The following is a 22,394-nucleotide window of genomic DNA, read 5'->3' on the forward strand; positions in this document are numbered from 1 at the left end:
AAAATGGTTTTTGCTAGCATTCGGTCACCTCTTGAAATCTCGGTTGCAGTAGCCCGCACCTCGCAAAGCCCCTTTCCGTTATGTGCAAGCATTTCCCAAAAAACTCATTAACCAATGAAAATAAGTCGAATTAAAATTGAAAACTTTCGTTCAATTAAAGAAACTGAATTCACAACAACAGATTTCAATATTTTTGTAGGACAAAACAATTGTGGTAAAACAAATTTTTTTGAAGCAATAGAATTCTTCTTTAATGGCTTAGGAAGAGGTTCAAACATTAACGAACTTAAGTATAAAAGAAATTCTCACAATGAAATTCTTGTTGAAATAGAATTTATAGAAGCACAAAACGGCGCTTCATTAATGCAAAATCAAGCAAATAAGACAAAAATTGAAAATGCACTAAATGGCTCAGATGTTGTAGTTTTTCAAAGAACAAGCAATATTCCTAATAAAAGAAAGATGTTTGTTAATGGCAATGAGGTACAACCTGGGACAGGATTCGATGCTGCATTAAACGATTTTCTTCCAAAATTTGAGTATATAAGCACCAAACAATATTATGATGCTGTAGCAAAATATTCAAAGACTACACCTATAGGCATTATGCTTTCTGGAGTTTTAAATACTATTCTACAAGGAAATCTACAATATCAAGCATTTCAGGCTAAATTTGCTGAACTATTTGAAGATGATGATTCTGCAATTAAACAAGAATTCGTAAATATCGGTAATAGTGTAAAAATTCATTTAGAAAAGCAATTTCCTGATACAACAAAAGTTAAGTTTGAAGTTACTCCACCTCAATTTGATGATTTACTTAAAAGTTTTTCAACATCAATTGACGATGGTGTAGAAACATCTGCAGAAGAAAAAGGAGATGGAATGCAACGAGCTTTAATGCTTGCTATTATACAAGCTTATGCAGACTATAGAAAACAAAACGAAGATGTTGGAAAGTCATTCCTATTTTTTATAGATGAGGCAGAGTTACATCTTCATCCAACTGCACAAAGAAAACTTAAAAATGTGCTCCACGCTCTTTCACAAGAAACAGACCAAGTTTTTATAAATACACATTCATCTGTTTTTGTAGCGGATAATTATCCAAATCAGTCAATTATGAAAGTTGAGAAAAATAGTGGTGAAACTGAAATTGAAGTCGTAAACGAGTTTGAAAAACCCTATATTATTTTTGAACTGTTAGGAGGAAGTCCATCTGATTTACTTCTACCCAAAAATTTCCTAATTGTTGAAGGATTAACTGAATTTGAATTGTTAACGAGAGTAATTAGAAGATTTTATGCTGATCAACCTGCTATTCAAATTATAAAAGCAAACGGTGACATTGACCAAGCTGAAAGAACAATAAATGCAATTGAAAAATTATTTATTCCATTAGGTTCAAGCATATATCAAAATCGTGTAGTGTTATTATTAGATTGTCCCTCTGCACAAACAGAAGGTGGCGTAAACCATTTTAAACAAACTTATAGACATTTAGTCGAGAATACTCAACTTCATATATTATCACATAGGGATATTGAACAAATTTATCCTGACCAAGTTTGTCCTACATATACAAATTGGAGAAAAACTCAAGCTGATTTAGACGCTACTAATGCAAATGGAGATAAAATAATTACAGGAAAGAAGAAAAAGCAATTAGCGAAACACGTTGGAGAAAACATCACGCAAGAACAATTTGAAACAGATTTACATCTATGTCATCAAGCTTTAATTAGATGTTGGGACTTAGCTCTACAATAATGCAAGCACATAACATGGGTTTGGCGCAATGGCGGGTTAAAGCTAAAATTATAGTTTCGGCATTTTATTCCGCAAAAAGCCAATTATATTGACTTTTTTCTTAAATTTATTCAATTAATTGGCTTTTGCTTACAGTGTCGCTAAATTGAAACTTTTCGGTTCAATTTCCGCCACTGACGCCAAGCCCCGAAACCTTGTGCGTCATGTAACCCTCCCGAAAATTCGGACTGTCTGAAACGCGAAAATTCGTAACTTAGAACAGTACAATGAAAAAGACAAGAATCAGCGAGAGCCAGATTGTTTCTGCGATCAAGCAACATGAATCGGGTAAAAGCACTTCGGACATCTGCAGGGAGTTGGGTGTCCACCAAGCAACCTTTTACACTTGGAAGAAGAAGTATTCCGGGATGGACAGCCAAGAGCTGCGCCGTATGAAGGAACTGGAGGAAGAGAACCGCCGTCTCAAGCAGATGTATGCGGACCTCGCCCTGGACCACAAGATCCTCAAGGACGTACTATCAAAAAAGTTCTAAGGCCCTGCCAGCGCAAGGATATGGCTGCTTATGTTATTTCTATGCACCAGATCAGCATCAGCAGGGCCTGCAAGGTTGTCAACCTGCCGAAGTCGATGTATTATTACAGGAACAGGAAGGACGACAGCGAAACGATAGCGAAGCTCCGAGAGCTGGCCGATCGGTATCCAACCGAAGGACAGGACCTTTACTATTCACGTATTCGACATGAGGGACTGAAGTGGAACTACAAACGAATCCGCAGGGTGTATCAACTCTTGGGGATGAACCGTCGCAGAAAGACCAGGAGACGACTTCCAGCCCGGGTAAAGCAACCGTTATCGATTCCAGAAAGGCCGCTTAAAACATGGTCTCTGGACTTTATGAGCGACGTACTGACCAATAAGCGCAAGTTCAGGACCCTGAACATCATTGATGACTTTAACAGGCGGGCCATCGCTATTGAAGTTGCGCACAGTATGCCAGCAAACAACGTAACCTATCTATTGGATCGCATCATAAAAGAGCAGGGAAAACCTTCACGTTTCCGTACGGATAACGGCCCTGAATTTATCAGTAGGGAATTTCGAGATTGGTGTGCTGGCAAAGAAATAGAGATACAGTACATTCAACCAGGCAGGCCGATGCAAAACGGTTACATTGAACGTTTCAACCGCACATTTCGGGAAAGTATCCTGGATGCCTACCTCTTTGAAGATACACAGCAAGTACAGATACTTGCAGAAGAATGGATTCAGGATTACAACTACAAAAGACCACATGAGTCATTGGGAGGAAAGACACCAATGGAATACGATGCCCTGCCGGCGGCATGTTATCAATAGGTCAACTTTAAAAAAGATTGACCTATTGATAACAACTATTTTTAAATTTGAAAACTCGCCTGGATGCCAGTCCGAAAATAGGGAGGGTTACAGTTCAATTGGCTAATATGGAGGATGAATTTGTATCAAACAAACTTTTGGTGTCTGATTATTTTCATCTTGCCAAAACCCATCCAAATCCTAAAACTGAAGACATAGAAAGGATTTACAGCGAAATCCAAAATGGAGAACTAAGCAAAGTTCTCGACTTGTTGCATTATGCGATAATTGATGAAACGGAAAACGAAGAAAGTGCAAGTATTCTGAATAGCCGTAAAACTACAGATGCAAAAAGAGACGGAAACAACGAGCCCGAAAAGCTGTATGACCTTTCTTCTTACAAACCAATTGAGCATTCTGCGTATGAGAAAAGTCTTTTGCTTTCTTCTCTTTCGCTTCGGGTTTTAGATGTTTTAAAATTCATTCACTCAAAATCTCTGTCCATAAACAGACAGATTGATATTAGCATTGATGAACAGGAAGAAAATTTAGGTAACATTGATGGCAATGAGAAAAACGAAGTAAAAATAGTTCGTAATCTTTCTTTTGCGTTGCTAAAGTCTGAAAAAAGAAAATTGACAAGCTATTTTGATAATCTGTATTATAATCAGCAAGAACTTCTTTATGGTAACAATAGACCCCAAAACTATAAACCCACATTAACAGACTTAACCAAATATTTGATAACGCTTGAGCTGATACTTGAATATGGAGGCAAAACAGAAAAATACGACGAGCAAGAAAAGCAACATTTCTTTAGCTATCTTCCGTTTAGCAACAATTATGACAACAATAATGTGAAAGGTTGTTGTTTAAACTTAATAGGCGACTTTTTAATGTTGGCAAGAACAGGCTTTAAAGAATACGAATTTGATTATACAAAAAAGAAAGTTGAGGAATTAAAAGCCGATGCACTTGTAAACACGATTGTTTGCCTGATAAACAATTATTGGAAAGATGGCGAGATGCATTACTTTTTTTCAATGCTTCTAAACACGCTTCATTATTTAGGGTGGAAAAATATTGATGATTTTGAAAATAATTTTGATGATTTGCAAATTAAAATCAATCTTAGAATTTCTGACCTAAAACAGCGAACCAAAGGACTTGAACAGAATCTGATGGTGTTTTATTACAAAGTTTGTCCAGCATTTAAAAAAGTTATGAAGCAACTTGCAGAAAAAAACTTCGATACACTGGCAGTTCAAGGTCAAATTATTTACAAATCTCCGTGGGGTTACAGCTATGTTCAATCAGTAAATAAAATAAATGACTTTACGCTAGTTAGACCAGGCTTTATGTGGGATGATGTTAAAGAAGATTATATAAAACATAGCCCAGATGAAATATATTTGCCGTTAAGGCTCTCTTCTTTTATTTGTACGGATTTGTAGTCATAAAAAATCGGATAACCTTTTGGGCTATCCGATTTGCTTTTAAAATTCTGTAATAATTATCTGCGTTGGGCAGGTTGTTCGGTTGTTACGTCAGGCTGCTGTTTTTCCTTTTTTTCAAGGGAATAAACCCATAACGACAACAGCCCAAATATAATCAACGCATAAGCTATCCATTTGCCAACCTTTTCAATCAATTTAATGAAAATCGAACTTTCATAAGATGAGAACCCCTCAGTTCCCATAGAGCTGCGCCTGTAAAACTTTCTACGGTTAATCCAGTAACGAAGTACCAAGCCTGCAACCAAAAATATGATACCTATAACGAGTGATGCAACCATAGTTTATTTCCACTATTTGAATTTACAAAAAAATATTTGTTTAGCCCCTGAACGATGCGTATTCAATACAAAAACGGCTTACCAATCCAATAAGCCGTTTTTTATGAATTGACATGCTGTATTAATCACTACTGTTAAACTGAAAAGTTATCTGCTTTTCGTTCCCGAAGTTATCCGAAATCCAAACCTCAAAGGATTGAGATACTGCAGATGCCGAAGTATAGTACAAACGGAACTGCTCGGTTGGTAACTCATACAGATCATTAGGTAGGTACGGCGGCTCATCGTAATACCTAAGTGTGCCCTTTCCGTCAAACTGGAAGTAGCGAAGGAAATATTGCGTGCTGCTATAATTTCCAGTTCGCTGTATTGTAATGCGGATCTCTACCGTCTGGCCGTTGGCAACATATTTAGGCACTGGCATCACTTTGACCTCAAAAGGAAAGTCCTTTTGTATTTCGAGTTCATCATCTTTGCTACAAGATACCAACGTAACCGAAGCTGTGAGGATTGCCAGGAATACATATATCGGCAGTAATCCTATTCTGAAATTATTGAATATTGCTATCATTGTTTTCTGTTTTAAAAGTTAAACCTTAATCCCATACCTACGGACGGTCGGAACTGTTCTAAGTCTTTACCCCAAAGGACTTTTGTACGCCCTTGCAGGACTAATACAAATCGGTCGGACAGGTACGTTTCAAATGTGAGCCGTCCACCAGCTCCGTAGATAAAATTGTCCTCGCTCAGTATCTTCGATCCGTCATACAACATAGCTTCGCCCCGGTTAATGCTTTCATAACCGACTACGCCTGTTATTCCTAAATTCAGCGTGATGTTTTTTCGGGCATCGCCCAACAAGTAGAAACTGTAACCGCCTTCGGCACTATAACTTTCCTGCGGTATGCGCAGGTCTTTATAGTCGTGGTATTGGTGTGTATATTCCAATGCCCAAAGCTGGTAATTGCCGTTTTTACCATTTACAGTCATCGCTACACTGATGTAATAATCATTGCCAATCTTATCATTGGATAATACGCCTGTGCTTATTTCCAAGCCTTTCTGTTTAGGCAGCATTCGTTGTGCCTGTGCCATTGTGATGCCCATTAAAACAAGCATCACGGTATAGATATACTTTTTCATTTTATTGCTATCTTATTTAAAGGGTTATTAAAATTTCAGGTGCATATCGTTAATCAAACGAGCCTTGATTAAATCAGAGTTTTCTATCTGAAGTGTTTGATGCCTGCCACCGTTTTTCTCGAAAATCTCAATCAGTAATACCTTGTCATCAGCAATGGTAAATTGGTCTAACATGAACACGTTTTGCTCGATGGTTTTTCCACCGATCTCGTCCAATGGTTTGTAAGTGCGTAGCGGTATCATCGGACGTTCCTGTACTACGGTACGTTTGGCTACCTTTTTATCCACTACCTTGAAATTCACAAAATCAATCTGAAATGGCACATTGGTACGGTTTCTCAATTCCGTATGCAAATAGTATTTGCCGTTGTGGATGTAAATGCCTTTGAGCATAAACTGAATGCCGAAGCTCTTAGCTCCAATATGCTTTACAATGCGTTTGTCTTTCTTGTAAATGGTTTCCAGTAGCAAGCCTGCCAGCGAGGGCGAATTGTTGCCCAATTCTTCAAAAAGCACATCGTTACCATTGGCTTTATCTACCGCTTTCTGCATCGTGAGCAGGTCATAGCTCATTGCCGCCGGGTAGGAACTGTAATACACGTTGAAGTTGTAAAAACGACCGTCATTCGTGATAACGGAAAAATTGGTTTCAGGCTCAAAGTCCCTTACAGATGCTTTCACACGCAACACGTTTTCTGCATCTTCGGCTTTTCCTGCTATCAGGTATTCGCTGCCCAAGTCCACATAACGAATGGCGGTCGGGAAAATCAAGTGCGAAGTTTTATCGTAAGTTACTTCCATACGGTACGGTTCTATCTTGCCCAGGGCAAGCGGCGTTCTGATGGTGTCCTGTGCGTAAGAGTTTACGGCAAAGCCGAGTATCAGGGCAAAAGCCCAAAAGGTTTTTAAATGATTTTTCATTGTTTTATTTATTTGAGTTCAACATTATTTTTTAGATACAAGAAAGACCTGATAGCCCGCTTTCAGTGTAACCTTTGGCGTTCTTACTTTCTTGGCGAAATAGCCTGAGATACCCTGTACCACGCCACGGCTTAAATCAGCCGCTACCTGCTGTCCGGCATTCTGCGTGAGCATTACGCTTGTTCCCCCTGTCTGGCTCATATTGGCCGCCATTTCGGTAAGTGCATTCATTTCCGGCGAATACGGAACGTACAAGCCTTGCTGCCCGTCCAAATCGTAAATGATTATATCTACCGGAATGATGTTGCCCTCCAGTTCTACGGAGGTAACTTTTAATTGTAGCCTGCCATTCTGAAATTTTGCATTAGCCGTTACAATTGTTCCTTTGGGAATGGTACGTTGCGGGGTTTTAGCAGGCTCTAATAGTCGTAAGCGCACACCCGTTTCGCCAACTACTGTCTGGGCTTCGTTTACACAGGCTTTGATGCTGTTTTTAGGCTGTACTACCTCTTCAGTAGAACCTGCGGTATAGAACCCGCGGCTTTTTGTTTGGCTCCAATCGGCTGCAAAGGCACTGTCCGACGGTTCACGGTACAAGGCTGATACAATGTTCTTTCTTGTTGGTGTGAACGATACAAATTGCTCTTTTTGGTTAGCACCCGCAGCCCCAGTAGTTGCACCGTTGGCAGGAGCAGCATTTCCGGTGTTAGCATTTTGCGGAAGATACTTTGCAGCCATTTCATAGGATTTCTCCATTAATTTGAGTTGGTCGTCAACGGTGGCCACAGGTGGCACATCTTTCTCGGCCAGCTTTTCTTTCATTTCGTCCAGTTGCCTGCGGAGTTCCATTGTTTCAGAATTATTATCCTGATAGAATGAACCCAATGTGCTTTGCATATTTCTGTAGCTGTTCAATCCATGATTACCGTTTCTTCCCGAATTTCTGCCGCCACCGCCAAAGCCGTTGCTTTCTTCATCTTGTTCAGGTAAACCTTCTTCATTGTCAGCAGATGCACTGTCTTCAGTATTCCAATAATCAGAAAGCGTGGTCAGTGCATTGCGCTTTTCCTGCTCTTTGCGTTCGAGCATTTCCTGTTCATACGCCTTGCCTTTATCGGCAGGCATTCCTGCCCCGGTAGCCTGTGGTACGGCATCGTTTAATCCGATGTTCTCCACCGCCTTTTTGTCTTTCGACGGTTTAAATATCAGGTACATACAGCCGAGAAATACCACTCCCATTAAAAGGAATATAAGTGGCTTTTTGAGTTTGTCGGCTTTGTTCTGTGCGCCGTCTTGCAACACATCAGCAGTTTCATTCGGGTTCCCCTCCGTTACCCGAACAACCGATTTTTTGTTCTCATTTTCTTTCATAAATCTGATTTTTTAAAATTGTTGATACACTATCCGGCAACCTTGCAGGATTTCCATTTTTAAGGACAGGGTTCTCAATATGTTTAATGACCATATTGTTACCTGACTTTGAGGTGTCGTACATCACTTTGCCAATGACCACTACGGTGAGCAGTAGGTAAACCACAAAGAAGTACAGCGTATATTGGCGCTGTTTGCGCAAAGGCAACGCCCGCCAACGTTCATCGAGCCGGTCAAAGTACCTGTCCATATTTGCTCTTAATTTTTTCATAGCCTTACTATTTGTTGTTACAGCTTGAAACGCTTAGGACTTTTACCCGCCTGTTGCTTTGGCTCATCGTTGACCAGTGCGACCGCTTCCGTTAATTTGGGTGCAGATATGACGGACAGGTTTGCCAGTTCTGATTTTTTAAGCAACTGCCCGAAGCCGTCTTTCTTGGCTATTTCCATACGGCTAAGCGAAAATTTGCCATTCAGGTATTTTACCCACATACTGCATTCTACACGGGGCTTGTCATCACCCGACCATTGTAGGTAGCCTGTCAGAAATAAATCCTGTTTAGGTAAATTGTCTGCACCTTTTTGGCAGCTTTTGAGGAATTCGCTGATACTGTCTTTCAGCTTTCTGGCATACGCACCCTGCGTATGGAAATAGCCGTTATATCCTTTGTCTGTAAGGATTTTTGCGAACGTTTTTAAATCTGATAATGCTTCCATAAGATTGTTTTTAGCGTTCGATGACTTCGATATCCCTGTTTTCCACGACTGCAAATTTTTCAATATTGAAACCTTGCGGGTTGTTGTCAGAGCGAACGGAGTTAACGAGATAGCAGGAAGTAATCAGGTTACGTCTGGTTACATTGCTTGACCGGATGATGAACTGTTTGGCATAGGTGCGCACTGCATACGGGTAGTTGTCGAAGTTGCACACGACACTATCTACCTCTATGCGTTGTTGCACGTTCCCCGAAATAATCCTGCTGTAATAGCCCTTTTCCGATAAGTCTTTGTAGTAATCAAAAGCACTTTTATCGGCAAGGTTGAATGCCCTGCTCATATTGCTTTCAATAGCATTCTTGTCGGGGGCAAGCGTAAAGAACAGTTCGTGGAAACGTCTGACGTGTTCCCTTGCTTCAACCGGGCGGTTGATGCTTGCATCCTGCGACAAGGCAAGCATCAGGGATTTACCATTATCCAGTACATAGATTTTTTGGCGTTGTTCTTCTGCAAAGCGGTAGGAACGCCATACGGCGTATCCTACCACACTGGTGCAGAGAACCGCAAACACAATGGCATATAACCTTATCTGCCTAAAGCTGTTTTCGATATTTCTTAGCGTTTTAAATTCCATTTTTTAGAATGATTAATTGTTTATTTATTCATCAGTTTACCGCCGATGTTTCCAACTGTCGAACCTGCGCCTGCTCCGGCGATATTTCCGGCTTTCATTGCCGTGGAGTTTACATTGCGGGTAAAGTTCCCTGCGCCTCCGGCTTGGATTACCCAACCTGTTACTGTCGGTATAGTGAAGTACCCGATGATGCCGATAATCATAAAAATGATGTACACGGTATTGCTCGTATCAGGAATGTAGGTGGGGTCGGCAAGCATTGCTATATCCCGTTCTAAAATGAGGGATTGTATTCTTGCCAACATTGAGCTGAACAAATCCGAAACGGGAAGCCACAGGTAAACGCTTACATACCTCGTGAGCCATTGCGTGAGCGTGGACTGAAAGCCGTCCCATACGGAAATAGCAAAGGCTATTGGTCCGAGTATGGAGAGGACTATCAGGAAAAACGTTCGTATGGTATCAATGACCAAAGCCGCCGCCTGAAAGAGTATTTCCAATAGATTGCGAAACCAGTCCTTTATCGCCTTTTCAATCTTGTAGGCTTGCCTGTCCATATACATACCCGCCATTGTACCAATGTCGGACGGCGACCAACCCAGTTCGTCCAGTTTCTTATCAAACTCTTCGTCTGATACCATATAGGCAGTTTCAGGATTTCTGACCATTGCCTCATATTCCAACTGGTCTTTCTGCTGTTGCAGCTTGTTCAGGTCAATCACCTGGTCTTCGAGTATTTGGTGGGTTCCTACAACCACCGGGCTTAACACTGCATTGATGGTTCCCAGTACGATAGTCGGGAAGAACATAATGCACAGCCCCAAAGCGAACGGGCGCAGCAGAGGGAACATATCAATAGGTTCGGCACGGCTTAAAGCCTGCCAAACCTTTAATGCTACATAGAACAATGCTCCCAATCCCGCCAAACCCTTAGCTACTGCCGCCATATCGCCTGCAAGCGGCATCATATCGTCATAAAGCGATCGCAGGAGTTCGTGAAGATTATCCCATTCCATAGTTTACCAGTATTTTTGGTTAGCAGTTCCGTAGAGTTCAAGCACTCTTTGGGCATCGTTTTTCTTTTTCGCTCTTAGGTAGCTCACAGAAATGTTCTTAGTGGTGTAGTAGCGTACAAGGCTGTGGTAATCCTTTACCTCTTTGTACACACGGTCAATAATGTCCATACGCTCTTTGTCATTCAGCGAAAGGCTTGAAGAGGTTACAATCTGCTTTAGTTCTTTCAGCAGTTCGGTACTTTCATTGAGCAGTGCCGAATAACCGTTGCCAATAGCGACCAATTCCTGTGGCGAAAAATTGGGGTCGTTCATCATCTTGCCGAAGTTCTGCACGTACATTTCGGACACATCGCCCACCAAGAGTACGGTTTGCTGCACCTTACGGGCATCTTTTACAAGGTTGTTGATAGCTTTCAGCTTGTCGTAATACTCCTTGCCCTGGTCGTACACTTTCTTTACTTCGTTGAAGTTCTTTATCACATTACTCACGGTGGAAGAAGTCTGTATGATTTCATTCGCACTGTTGATAATCCCTGAAGCCAAATTAGCGGGGTCGGTTACAACCCATTGGGCTTTTGCTGACGGTGCTACGGCGAGCATCAGTGCCGTACACACCAGATACATTACTTTTTTCATTGTTCTGATTTTTTAAATTGTTAATGACTATTGATTTGAATTGTCCCGCCGTTGCATTGCGATATGCTTAATAGCGAGTTCTACGTTACCATCGAGTTCCGCAGCAAGCTGCATCACTTCCATCTTTTCGGTTTCCTCTGTGGTGTAGGCGAGGTATTCCTCCAAACTAACTTCGGTGGCATAGACTGCCGAGTGCGTACCACCTAAACCAATCCAAACCTCTTTGTACAAGCGGCTTGCATCGTTGTTCATATTGATGGAAAGTACCTGACCTTTTTCTTTGTCGGTAAGCCCCAACATTGCCTGTATATCATCAAACTTGTTCATATACTTGCGTTGGTCTAAAAGGATTTTACAGTCGGAGTTATTGATGATACTTTCTTTCACAATGGGCGACTGGATGATATCATCGACCTCCTGTGTTACGACAATGGCTTCTCCGAAAAACTTACGCACGGTTTTGAACAAATACTTGATGTATTCTGCCATTCCCTCTTTTGCAATCGCTTTCCAAGCCTCTTCAATCAGGATAAGTTTGCGAATACCTTTCAGTCGGCGCATTTTGTTAATGAACACCTCCATAATGATAATCGTGACTATGGGAAAGAGGATTTTGTGGTCTTTTATCGCATCAATTTCAAACACGATAAAGCGTTTGGAAAGAAGGTCTAACTGCTTATCGGAGTTGAGCAAATAATCGTATTCTCCTCCTTTGTAATAGGGTTCGAGAACATTCAGGAAATTGGCAATGTCAAAATCTTTTTCCCTGACTTGTTTCTCCTCCAATACTTTGCGGTAGTCGTCTTTTACATACTCATAGAAGCCGTTAAATGACGGATAAGTATCATCTTGTTTGATACGTTCGATGTAACCGGAAACAGCATTGGACAATGCTACTTCTTCCGACCTTGTCGGCGGTTCATCGTCCCGTTTCCAAAGAGTGAGTATCAGAGTTTTGATACTTTCCCGCTTTTCGATGTCGAACACGCCGTCATCGGTATAAAAGGGATTGAACGCAATCGGGTTATCTTCGGTGTACGTGAAGTAAACACCGTCTTCGCCTTTGGTTTTTCCTTTGATGAGTTCGCATAATCCCTGATAACTGTTACCCGTATCTACGAGTAGAACGTGAGCACCCTGTTCGTGATATTGGCGTACCATATGGTTAGTGAAGAAAGATTTTCCCGAACCTGACGGACCAAGTATGAACTTGTTTCTGTTCGTGATAATCCCACGTTTCATCGGCAAATCGGAAATATCCAAATGGATTGGTTTTCCTGTAAGCCTGTCCGCCATTTTGATACCGAACGGAGAGGGCGAATTGTGGTAATTCGTTTCTTCTGCAAAGAAGCACAAGGCAGGTTCTATAAACGTATAGAAACTTTCCTCACTCGGAAAATCGCCAGCATTGCCTGGCATTGCAGCCCAATACAATGTGGCAACGTCTGTCGTGTTGTGGCGGGGCTTACACTCCATTAGTGCCAACGCACTACCGCAATCGTTCTTTAGCTGTTTGAGTTCCGCAGGGTCTTCCGACCAAGCCATAATATTGAAGTGTGCTCTTACAGAAGATAGCCCGAAGCTGTGTGCTTCGTTCAGATACTTCTCAATCCACTCCTTATTGATTTGGTTCGCCCGACTATAACGGGCTAAAGAGTGCATATTACGGGCAGATTTCTCAAACTTTTGCAGGTTGTCCTCGCTGTTATCCAAGAATAGGTACTGATTGTAAATGTGGTTACAGCTCAATAACAACCCTACGGGTGCAGCAAACGACAAACGGCAGTCGCTCCGGTCGGTAGATAGCTTTTCAAAGCGGGTATCAGCCGAAACAGTTGCAGGCAGGTCGTCCGTATCGGACAAGGTGTGCAAAGACAGCCTTTTGTTGCCGATACGCACTTCTTCCGCTCCTAATGCGATGTCCTGCATTGGTGTTCCGGCTTCTCTCGAAAGTGTAAGGTATTGTTCCAGCAATCCCTGTTTTTCGTCTGTTCCGATGATGTCGTCTTCGGTCAAACGTCGCAGGTTTACAAAACCGCTATCATTCACGATACGTTCAAACTGTGCGACCGCTTCCATAAATTGATGTATCGTTTCCTTATTGATTTCCTTTGGAATAAGCGTACCCTTGCAAAGCGAACTGAAATTGCTTTGCATACGCATTCTGTTCTTGGTCGTTTTTGTCAGGAACAGGTAGCAATAATGGTTCAGGAATGGTCGTTCGTTGAAATGCCGTTGATAGCTTTTGGAAAGAAAACTCTGGTCTTCCTGTGCCAAATCGGGAGTGTAGCTTTCTTTGATATACCAATCTTGCTTGTGAATGACTGTAAAATCGGGTAATGTCTTAATCGCCTTATGCCAGGCGGAGTGAATAGCTTCGTATTCAGCCGATGCTACCGTAAACAGCTCAGGCAATCGTACTTCAAAACAGGCGGTTATGTCCGCATCTTTGGACAGGATACAGTTGTTTTCTACTGCCAAGAGTGGAAACTTATGTTCCAATGTGGTTGTTTTGGCTACATTTCTCATACGGCTTTCGGTTTAGGAGTGAATTTTAAATACCTGCGTACAGGCTTACGACAAATAATGTAGCGAGGGTGTCGTTTTCTCGCACCTACTTTCATTAGTCCGTGTTCTCTGTACTTTCGGTTCAGCGAAAAGGTCTGCCATACAATGAGCGAAGCACCGCCAGCTCCGAGAAACAGGCAGACGTAATTACTTACGCCAGCCATATACAATATCATCACGAAGATGAGCGTACCGAGCAGACCACCAGCGAATATGAACAGGTATTGGGCTTTCAGCCCTTTAAATTCCACTGTCCTGCCAATGCCTTTGTTAATGTTATAACTGTTCATAAGGCAGAGGTTTACAGGAAGAATGAACGCAGGATAGTAGCCGCAACAATCAGGAAGATACACGCACCGAACCACGAAGCCGCCGTCTTCGATGTGTCGGGGTCGCCCGAGCTGAATTTGTTGTACACCTTAACACCTCCGATTAAGCCGACAACCGCCCCAATCGCATAAATGAGTTGGGTGGCAGGGTCGAAATAAGACGTTACCATTTGGGTAGCCTCGTTGATACCTGCCGACCCGTTTCCCTGTGCGAACGCACCCATTCCTGACAGCATTGCTACGGCTGCCAGCAAAACTTTTTTACTTTGTTTTTTCATAATTGAAACACATTAATTTGTTACTGTTATCCCGCACCTTGCGGACTTTCGGGACAAAGGTGTTTTAGAAATCAAGGCGTGATAACAAAGTGGCAGTGAGAGGAATTGTTTGGCTGTGGGTGGCTGAATTGCTAAAGAAAATAGAGAGGTGTTGACAGGAAGAGAGAGGTTTTTACTATCTTCGTAAAATGAAATCCTTGTCGTACATATTAGCATTAATGGTTTTGGTCTTATCGACCTTGCCAAGCTTTATGGAAGATAAATGTTTTGACCTAGTGAATCAAACAACAAATAGTCAAGAACAAGATAGCGACGATTGCGGTATGGAATGTTGCTCGCCTTTTTCTAAATGCAATACCTGTACTGGATTTGTAATTACTTCCTTTTATGCTTTAACATCCAATTATGTCCAACAACCTAAAAAGAAATTAGGTGTAATAACAGCGTCAGCTGTTTCAGACTTCCTCTCTTCCATTTGGCAACCCCCTAAGATTAATTAATGTTTTTAGTGTCTTCGGCACAATAACAGATTACGGTGCTACAAACCGTCAATTCTCATTTTTCAAACATTAATGTTTTTTTATACAATGAAAAAAATAGTCTTTGTGTCATTTTTTATGACACTAAATCTCTGTGTATTTGCACAAAACATTTTAAATGCTGTTATTAGAAACAGTGAAAACAAAAATCTTTTGATTGGAGTGACAGCATCTATAAAAGGAACCTCGCTTGCCGCTACATCAAACGAAAACGGTCTCATCATAATAGAAAATATTCCTGATGGGATACAGGAAATACATTTTAGCTATATCGGTTTTAACGACTATATAGATACATTGGAATTTCCATTAGCTGACAACAGTCCTATTGAAATCTTACTCAAAGAAAGTTCAGAGGAGTTAGAGGAAGTTGTCATTTCATCCACAAGAAGCACAAGGAGTATACAAAATATCCCTACCCGTATTGAATTTATTGGAAGTGAAGAACTGGGCGAAAAAGGGAACATGAAACCGGGAGATATTCGTATGCTTTTAGCGGAAAGCACAGGTATTCACGTACAAACCACTTCGCCTACCAGTGCCAATGCAAGTATTCGTATTCAGGGACTTGATGGAAGATATACACAAATCCTGAAAGACGGTTTCCCCATTTATTCAGGTGCTTCAAGTGGATTGGGTTTGTTACAGATACCACCACTTGACCTCAAACAAGTAGAAGTCATCAAAGGCTCTACATCTACACTATATGGAGGCGGATCAATAGCTGGACTGGTCAATCTGATTTCCAAAACGCCGACCTATGAGAGAGATTTAGGTTTTCACCTCAATGGAACATCCGGCAGGGGTTTGGATATAAACGGCTTTTATGGACAAAGGTTTAATAAAATTGGAACAACTATATTTGCTTCCCATAACCGTAACGCAGCTTATGATCCTGCTAAGAACGGACTATCCGCTATTCCACAATTCGAACGCTATGTACTGAATCCGAAGCTCTTCGTTTATTTCAATGAAAAGACGAAACTGAACTTCGGTATCAACACAACGATCGAGAGCCGTTTGGGAGGTGATATGCTTTACATCAAAGGAAATGGAGATAATACAAACCAATATTTTGAGGAAAATAAAACACAACGCTATTCCACACAATTTATTTTCGACCATATCATCAATGAAAACAGTACTGTTCAAGTCAAAAATAGTGTAAGTTATTTTAACCGAAATACTACCATTCCAAACTATAAGTTTGAGGGAACACAAACAGCAAGTTTTACCGAAGCCAACTACACCAACAGTACTGAAAAATCGGAATGGGTCACAGGTATTAATATTTGGACGGATAATTTCAAAGAAAAGCAGATTATGGCATCTCCGTTGAGAGATTATAATCAGACTACATTCGGTGCTTTTGTACAAAATTCTTTTAATGCTACGGATTGGTTTCAATTGGAAACAGGTTTTAGAACGGATTATGTTGTGGATTATGGGGTGGTATTCTTACCGAGAGTTTCGGCTCTATTCCACATTGCCGAGGGCTTAACTTCACGAGTTGGTGGTGGATTTGGCTATAAAACACCTACCATTTTTACGGAAGAAAGCGAACGCCTACAATATCAAAATGTAATGCCCATTGACGACAAGACCAATAAATTGGAAAAAAGTTATGGAGCAAATGCAGACATCAATTACCGCACCTACATTGGGGAAGATTGGTCATTTAGCATAAATCAATTGTTCTTTTACACCTATTTGGATAATCCCTTGTTACTTGAAAACTCCTCGGCAAATCTGTATCAGTTTGTTAATTCTCCTGGCTACATCCATACCAAAGGAACAGAAACCAATATTAAAATTGGTTATGATGACCTGAAATTGTTTTTGGGTTATACCTATACAGATGCCCGATTACACCATAATGGAACGACTGTAGAAAGCCCTTTAACACCAAAACACCGCATTAATTCCATCCTGATGTATGAAATAGAAGACAAATGGAAAATTGGTCTGGAAGCCTATTATTTCAGTCGCCAAAAACTGAATAATGGAACTACGGGCAAAGATTACTTTATTACTGGATTTATGGCTGAAAAGATTTGGGAAAGATTTTCTCTGTACATCAACTTTGAAAACTTCCTCGACACCCGACAAACACGCTTTGACAGCATTTATACAGGAACAATAACCAATCCAGTTTTTAAAGACAATTATGCACCTTTGGACGGATTTGTGATTAACGGAGGAATAAAATTTAAGCTTTAAAATAAATGGAAAAAACCATATTCAATATAACTAAAATGGATTGCCCAAGCGAGGAGCAATTAATCCGTATGAAACTGCAAGACTTTGATACGGTAAAAGGATTGGAATTCGATATAGCCAATAGAAAATTAGACGTTTATCACGATGGAAACCCAGAGCCAATTTTTTTGGCTCTGGGAACACTGAATCTAAATACGACATTGGTTTCAACCGAAAAAAGTAATTTCGTTGTTGAAACAGATACAAGCAACAAGCAACGGAAATTACTTTGGATCGTATTGATTATCAACTTCCTGTTCTTTGGATTGGAAATGTTATTCGGTGTTTTTTCAGGCTCAATGGGGTTGGTAGCCGATAGTTTGGATATGCTTGCCGACAGTGTCGTTTACGCATTGGCATTAATCGCCGTGGGTGGAACAATCGCTTTAAAAAACAACATCGCCAGATTTGCAGGATACTTCCAAGTCTTACTGGCTATTATAGGTTTCGTTGAAGTAATCAGACGTTGTATGGGAATTGAAGCTATGCCCGATTTCAAGACAATGATTGTCGTTTCAGTTTTAGCATTGATTGCAAACGTATTTTGCCTTTATCTTTTACAAAAGAACAAAAGTAAAGAAGCGCATATGCAGGCTTCGATGATATTCACATCAAATGATGTCATTATCAATTCGGGAGTTATTGTTGCTGGTCTTTTAGTTAATTGGCTCAATTCAAGTTATCCAGATTTGATTATTGGAGCTATTGTATTTGTAATTGTAGCAAGAGGGGCTTACAGAATATTGAAGTTGGCAAAGTAAATGTAAAAATAAGTTGAGCCTGAAATTTAGTTTTTCAGGCTCAATTAAAATAATTCCGTTTCAGACAAACTCCCCAATATCAAAATCATCTAAATCATTGTTCCGCAAAGTGGAAGAACTGATTTCCGTTTCAGATGAGAGTGAGCTATCCAATAGCTTGGCAATTTTACTGGATGCACCCGCTATAGAATTTTCCAGCAGACTAAATAATTCGGTTCCCTGTATTTTCTGAACGATTGCTATCGCTGTTTCCTTTTGAGATGACTCCAGTTTTTCTTGCTGAAGCAACATCCCCACGGAGCTTAGTTCTTCAAAGGTAACCCCTTGGGCAAAACCATTATCGCCACCAGATATTCCGTACCTGTTCCATTCTTCTTCCTCTTCTTCAAAATCAGGTTGATTGCTAAAAACTTCATCCAGCTCTTCCTGCGGAATCTGAATACTCCTGTTTTCATTTTCGTCGTATTCAATGTCTAAATTATCGGGATTTACCTCTGGTTCCTCAATCTGGCGTTCATTGGCAGTGTTTGGCACTGAAAGGCGTTCTACGGGTTTGGGCTGTCCCATAATATCGGGCAGATCCGGATTGACTTTCTTTTGCGGAGGTTTTTGTTTTGACCTTTTCTTAATGATAATCTTATCCTGCAAAAGCAGGACAATGACGATCAGCAGGCATATTACTATTACAATTTCCATAACTATAAAATTGGTTTAAAACGTTCGTTGAAATAATCTGTAATATCGTCCCCGTACTCTCTAAAATGGTGTTCAAGAATGTTGTCGATATAAGAATAGAGTGTAGTCTTTTCTTCTCTTGTTAATTGTACTATACGTAACAACCTTTCGTGATATTCTGGACGAATGTAAACGACCTTTCCGTTTCGACCTGAAGGAAAACGATTGACCAGAAATGTCTCCTCATAATCCACCTTCTTTAGGGAGCTATTGCGGGCTTTTGGTTTTGTTTCCTTCTGTATTTTCTGTTGTTGAATAACTTCGGGTATAGTAACAGATTGATTACCACTCATGATATTCATGATTAATTCTTCATCAACATCGGGCTTATCAAAATCTTTTCTTCTCTTATCTGTTGACATACTTAACTATTTTAGAGATTAACAATTTTTAAAAATTCTTCAATAAATAAATCCAGTCTCGTTACTTTCATTAGTTGAGGTTCGGCAGGTAACAGACTTGACCGAAATACACTGTTCGGTGTATCGTCCGTCTCTTTTCTGAAACGTTTACTATCCATTATCCGAGAATTCATCACAGATAAATCGAGTTCGTTAATAACGCTTTGATAAGCCTCGTATATTCCTGTTTTCTCTCGACCATCTACCTGATTCCAAAACATCCACATTTTCTGATCTTCATTACTCTCCTCCGTTTCGGGCAAGCCAAGGAATGCTTTAGTAAAGCTCAGTGTACTTTCCATAACTAGACGGTCAGCACTAATTGGAGAAAAAATAAAATCCATTGTTCTTAAGGTCGTGAGCACACCTTTTGTATTAGCTGTTCCGGGAAGATCAAAAAAAGTTATATCAGGCTCTATTGCAGATTGATTTACGTATTCTAAAGCCTTTGACAAGGCATCCTCCGGTTTACAACTGATAATCGGATATGCTTTTTTATTGATACTTTGATACAACTTCATTGCAGCTCTTTTGTGGTAATCATTCTGCATAATAGTTTTCAAATCCCTTTCCCTCATATTGGCTAAGCTGTGTTGTGGGAAATCACAATCCATTACAAGGACATTAAAAGCTAAACGATAATGCAATACACTTGAAAGTAATGCGGTCATAGTAGATTTTCCAACACCGCCTTTAGGCGTTGAAAAACTAATTTTTAAAGTTTTCTTTTTTGTTTCCATTATTTAAAGATTTATTGTTACACATTTTATTTGTTTGGCAGGTTTGAATATTGGTTTATTTAAATAGTACCTATTTCCTATATGCCTGTATTCCCCTTTTGGAAATTTTCTTGATTGTTATTTGCTTTTATTACCGCTTGGTGGGTAATCATTTTTAGCAACTGGAAAACCTTACAACTTGTAAATTGCTTTACCGCTTTTATGCTTTTACAGTTTTATGTTTTTAAAATCCTATGCTTTTATTCCAAAATTTCTGTACTAAAACCCAATTTATTTTTTATCCTCATTACATTTTTTATTACCTGCACTAAAACTATACGGCAAATAAAGCGATTGAATCGGCTCGTTATTGATGGGTGGTAGTCTTTGGCACCCAAAGGCAGTGTTTGGCTATGTGTCTGATTGTGATGCTCTCATAAGTAGTGTCTTACTTTGTATATAGAATTTTATTAACAGATTTATGCAAAGGCATCTTGAGGAACTGGACAAAAGCAGAACGGCATCAAGCCGTTTATCCCTGCTACATTTAATCCGTCCCGAAGGGCGGATTTTTGTGTTCACCAGAACACGGCAAGTTGTGTTTTGAGCATCTCGAAAAGATTTCCGATGCTCAAAACAACTTGCCCTGCCGGGGGCAGAAAACGTCCTCCGAAGTCGGCGTTTTGTATGAATTAAAAATGGATTAGTGATGAATGAAAACAGCAGAAAGCAGTTAAAAAAGGGCGGGCGTCCTCTAAAAAACGATCCCGCTAAAATCCGGTACACGATTTCCTTTAATGAGGAAGAGCATGCCCGTTTTCTTGACTTATTTGAAAAGTCCGGTATGCAGGTTAAGGCACATTTTATAACCTCTTGCATCTTCGATAAGACGATAAAATCTGTTAAAATAGACAAAGGAACAATTGATTTTTATATGCGATTGACTTCGTTTCACAGTCAATTTCGATCTATTGGCGTGAATTATAATCAGGTCGTAAAGCTATTGTATAAGAACTTTTCGGAGAAAAAGGCAGCAGCATATCTCTATAAATTGGAAAAACATACGGCTGAAATGACCGCCTTGTTTAAAGAAATTGTCCAGATAACGGAAGAATTTGATGTAAAATATCTGAAAAAATAACAGCAGAAATGATTGCGAAAATTGGTAGAATCGCAAATTTATACGGAGCCTTGGCATATAATCAGCTCAAAGTGGAGAACGAAAATGGACAAATTTTGTTCGCCAATAAGATAATTGAAACTGCTAACGGACATTATTCCGTAGCACAATTAGCCCAATCTTTTGCTCCTTATCTCATCGCCAACCGCAATACCGAGAAACATACGTTGCATATTTCGCTCAATCCTGATCCCAAGGATAATGTAGATGATGATAAGTTTAGGGAAATGGCGGAAGAATATATGCGTGAAATGGGTTACGGCGAACAGCCTTTTGTGGTCTTCAAACATACCGATATTGACCGTAGTCATATCCATATCGTATCGGTCTGCGTGGACGAACAGGGCGTGAAAATTTCGGATAGTTTTGAGAAAATGCGGTCTATGAGTGTATGCCGTGAACTGGAAAGAAAACACGGTCTGATACCCGCAACGGACAAAGAACGTAATCACAATGATAAGGTTTTTCGTCCGGTGGATTATCGGGCAAGTGATATAAAAAGTCAGATTGCTTCGGTCATTCGCCACTTGCCGAACTATTATCAATACCAAACTTTGGGAGAATACAATGCTTTGCTTTCCCTGTTCAATATTACCACCGAGAAAGTGGAGGGAGAATTACACGGAAAGGCACAGCAGGGTTTATTGTACATTCCATTGAATGAGAAAGGCGAAAAAGCAGGACATCCGTTCAAGGCTTCGTTTTTCGGAAAGAACGCAGGGCTTCCGGCTTTGGAATTGCATTTTGCGAAATGCAAAACAACCCTGAAAGATACCGCAACCAAACAGACTTTAAAATCAGCCGTTACCATTGCCCTGCAATCAACGGTTGACGAATTGAGCTTTAAAAAACAGTTAGGCGAGCAAGGTATCAATGTAGTGATACGCAGAAACGATACCGGACGAATTTACGGTATGTCGTTCATTGACCACAACTCTAAAAGCGTTTGGAACGGTTCACGATTGGCAAAAGAACTTTCTGCCAATACCTTTAATGATTATTGGAACAATAATATCAAAGCGGAGATTAAAGAGCCAGTTGCACCCCTACCAAAATTGTCCAAACCGACTGATACGGAGGATTTACCTGCGGAAGAACCACATCATTTGTTCGACTTCTTAAATACTGAAAAACACGAAGACGGTTTGATAGAAGCCTTTGGAGGTTTGCTCATACCTGAAGCACAGGGGGAAGATTACGAGGAACAGGATTTTGCTAATAGGATGAAGAAAAAGAAAAGAAGACTATAGTAAGTCATCTTTTGGAATTAAAATCTGCTTTTAAAA

At 40.3% G+C, this 22,394-nt stretch carries 24 protein-coding genes; 8 read left to right on the plus strand and 16 right to left on the minus strand.

Annotated elements, in window-relative coordinates:
- Window positions 1–114 precede the first annotated feature (114 nt).
- From E3D81_RS10050 to E3D81_RS10060, 4 genes are all read left to right on the plus strand, one after another.
- Window positions 115–1,770 carry an ATP-dependent nuclease gene (locus tag E3D81_RS10050; RefSeq protein WP_134777324.1) on the plus strand — a complete coding sequence of 552 codons (1,656 nt, stop codon included), beginning with the start codon at window positions 115–117 and terminating at the stop codon, window positions 1,768–1,770.
- A 266-nt stretch (window positions 1,771–2,036) separates the two neighbouring features.
- A complete protein-coding gene (locus tag E3D81_RS17385; protein WP_185218669.1) occupies window positions 2,037–2,303 on the plus strand; it encodes a transposase in 267 nt (88 codons plus the stop codon).
- Window positions 2,304–2,323: 20 nt separating this feature from the next.
- Window positions 2,324–3,127: an IS3 family transposase gene (locus E3D81_RS10055; RefSeq protein ID WP_209023051.1), complete on the plus strand. Its 804-nt coding sequence runs from the start codon at window positions 2,324–2,326 to the stop codon at window positions 3,125–3,127.
- Window positions 3,128–3,174: 47 nt separating this feature from the next.
- Window positions 3,175–4,560 (plus strand): hypothetical protein, encoded by a 1,386-nt coding sequence (locus E3D81_RS10060; protein ID WP_245153191.1) that lies wholly within the window; start codon window positions 3,175–3,177, stop codon window positions 4,558–4,560.
- Between the two features lie 59 nt (window positions 4,561–4,619).
- Here E3D81_RS10060 and E3D81_RS10065 read toward each other — a convergent pair whose 3' ends face one another.
- The 13 genes from E3D81_RS10065 to E3D81_RS10125 form a co-directional block, all read right to left on the minus strand.
- A complete protein-coding gene (locus tag E3D81_RS10065) occupies window positions 4,620–4,901 on the minus strand; it encodes a molybdenum ABC transporter permease (RefSeq protein WP_099372366.1) in 282 nt (93 codons plus the stop codon).
- 121 nt (window positions 4,902–5,022) lie between these two features.
- Window positions 5,023–5,472 carry a DUF3872 domain-containing protein gene (locus E3D81_RS10070; RefSeq protein ID WP_002993167.1) on the minus strand — a complete coding sequence of 150 codons (450 nt, stop codon included), beginning with the start codon at window positions 5,470–5,472 and terminating at the stop codon, window positions 5,023–5,025.
- Window positions 5,473–5,483: 11 nt separating this feature from the next.
- Window positions 5,484–6,044: a conjugal transfer protein TraO gene (locus E3D81_RS10075; protein ID WP_002993168.1), complete on the minus strand. Its 561-nt coding sequence runs from the start codon at window positions 6,042–6,044 to the stop codon at window positions 5,484–5,486.
- 27 nt (window positions 6,045–6,071) lie between these two features.
- The gene (gene traN, locus E3D81_RS10080; RefSeq protein WP_002993169.1) at window positions 6,072–6,965 is read right to left on the minus strand and encodes a conjugative transposon protein TraN; all 894 of its coding nucleotides are present in this window, start codon (window positions 6,963–6,965) and stop codon (window positions 6,072–6,074) included.
- 24 nt (window positions 6,966–6,989) lie between these two features.
- Window positions 6,990–8,336, minus strand: coding sequence for a conjugative transposon protein TraM (traM, locus tag E3D81_RS10085; protein ID WP_002993170.1), 1,347 nt, complete (start codon window positions 8,334–8,336; stop codon window positions 6,990–6,992).
- Window positions 8,323–8,607 carry a hypothetical protein gene (locus E3D81_RS10090; RefSeq protein WP_002993171.1) on the minus strand — a complete coding sequence of 95 codons (285 nt, stop codon included), beginning with the start codon at window positions 8,605–8,607 and terminating at the stop codon, window positions 8,323–8,325. Before E3D81_RS10090 ends, traM begins: the two co-directional genes overlap by 14 nt.
- Window positions 8,608–8,624: 17 nt before the next feature.
- Window positions 8,625–9,053 carry a hypothetical protein gene (locus tag E3D81_RS10095; protein WP_094280382.1) on the minus strand — a complete coding sequence of 143 codons (429 nt, stop codon included), beginning with the start codon at window positions 9,051–9,053 and terminating at the stop codon, window positions 8,625–8,627.
- 10 nt (window positions 9,054–9,063) lie between these two features.
- The gene (traK, locus tag E3D81_RS10100) at window positions 9,064–9,687 is read right to left on the minus strand and encodes a conjugative transposon protein TraK (RefSeq protein WP_002993173.1); all 624 of its coding nucleotides are present in this window, start codon (window positions 9,685–9,687) and stop codon (window positions 9,064–9,066) included.
- Window positions 9,688–9,707: 20 nt separating this feature from the next.
- Window positions 9,708–10,703 (minus strand): conjugative transposon protein TraJ, encoded by a 996-nt coding sequence (gene traJ, locus E3D81_RS10105; protein ID WP_002993175.1) that lies wholly within the window; start codon window positions 10,701–10,703, stop codon window positions 9,708–9,710.
- A gap of 3 nt (window positions 10,704–10,706) precedes the next feature.
- Complete coding sequence (locus tag E3D81_RS10110) at window positions 10,707–11,339, minus strand: DUF4141 domain-containing protein (RefSeq protein ID WP_002993177.1); 633 nt, start codon at window positions 11,337–11,339, stop codon at window positions 10,707–10,709.
- 27 nt (window positions 11,340–11,366) lie between these two features.
- Window positions 11,367–13,868 (minus strand): TraG family conjugative transposon ATPase, encoded by a 2,502-nt coding sequence (locus E3D81_RS10115; protein WP_002993178.1) that lies wholly within the window; start codon window positions 13,866–13,868, stop codon window positions 11,367–11,369.
- Window positions 13,865–14,197 carry a DUF4133 domain-containing protein gene (locus E3D81_RS10120; protein ID WP_002993179.1) on the minus strand — a complete coding sequence of 111 codons (333 nt, stop codon included), beginning with the start codon at window positions 14,195–14,197 and terminating at the stop codon, window positions 13,865–13,867. The genes E3D81_RS10115 and E3D81_RS10120 overlap by 4 nt, the downstream gene beginning before the upstream one ends.
- An 11-nt stretch (window positions 14,198–14,208) precedes the next feature.
- Window positions 14,209–14,514: a DUF4134 domain-containing protein gene (locus tag E3D81_RS10125; protein ID WP_002993181.1), complete on the minus strand. Its 306-nt coding sequence runs from the start codon at window positions 14,512–14,514 to the stop codon at window positions 14,209–14,211.
- A 587-nt stretch (window positions 14,515–15,101) separates the two neighbouring features.
- Between E3D81_RS10125 and E3D81_RS10135 the strand changes: the two genes are divergently transcribed.
- Window positions 15,102–17,273, plus strand: a complete 2,172-nt coding sequence (locus E3D81_RS10135; RefSeq protein ID WP_134777325.1) for a TonB-dependent receptor plug domain-containing protein — start codon at window positions 15,102–15,104, stop codon at window positions 17,271–17,273.
- A 5-nt stretch (window positions 17,274–17,278) separates the two neighbouring features.
- Complete coding sequence (locus E3D81_RS10140) at window positions 17,279–18,073, plus strand: cation transporter (protein ID WP_094280386.1); 795 nt, start codon at window positions 17,279–17,281, stop codon at window positions 18,071–18,073.
- 60 nt (window positions 18,074–18,133) lie between these two features.
- On the opposite strand, the gene E3D81_RS10145 is transcribed toward E3D81_RS10140, so the two are convergent.
- Genes E3D81_RS10145 through E3D81_RS10155 form a run of 3 tightly spaced genes read right to left on the minus strand, consistent with a single transcriptional unit; the run spans window position 18,134 to window position 19,949 of the window.
- Window positions 18,134–18,769: a hypothetical protein gene (locus E3D81_RS10145; RefSeq protein ID WP_002993186.1), complete on the minus strand. Its 636-nt coding sequence runs from the start codon at window positions 18,767–18,769 to the stop codon at window positions 18,134–18,136.
- Window positions 18,770–18,771: 2 nt separating this feature from the next.
- A complete protein-coding gene (locus E3D81_RS10150; RefSeq protein ID WP_002993187.1) occupies window positions 18,772–19,170 on the minus strand; it encodes a DUF3408 domain-containing protein in 399 nt (132 codons plus the stop codon).
- Window positions 19,171–19,181: 11 nt separating this feature from the next.
- On the minus strand, window positions 19,182–19,949 hold the full coding sequence (locus E3D81_RS10155) for a ParA family protein (protein ID WP_002993188.1): 768 nt from the start codon (window positions 19,947–19,949) through the stop codon (window positions 19,182–19,184).
- Window positions 19,950–20,637: 688 nt separating this feature from the next.
- Here E3D81_RS10155 and mobA point away from each other — a divergent pair.
- Both mobA and mobB read left to right on the plus strand, forming a co-directional pair.
- Entirely contained in the window at window positions 20,638–21,069 is a 432-nt protein-coding gene (gene mobA, locus E3D81_RS10160; protein WP_002993194.1) for a conjugal transfer protein MobA, read from the plus strand.
- An 8-nt stretch (window positions 21,070–21,077) separates the two neighbouring features.
- Window positions 21,078–22,358, plus strand: a complete 1,281-nt coding sequence (gene mobB, locus E3D81_RS10165) for a conjugal transfer protein MobB (protein ID WP_134777326.1) — start codon at window positions 21,078–21,080, stop codon at window positions 22,356–22,358.
- Window positions 22,359–22,394: the final 36 nt, after the last annotated feature.

This window comes from Sphingobacterium sp. CZ-2 (genome assembly GCF_004526235.1).
Lineage (GTDB): Bacteria > Bacteroidota > Bacteroidia > Sphingobacteriales > Sphingobacteriaceae > Sphingobacterium > Sphingobacterium tenebrionis.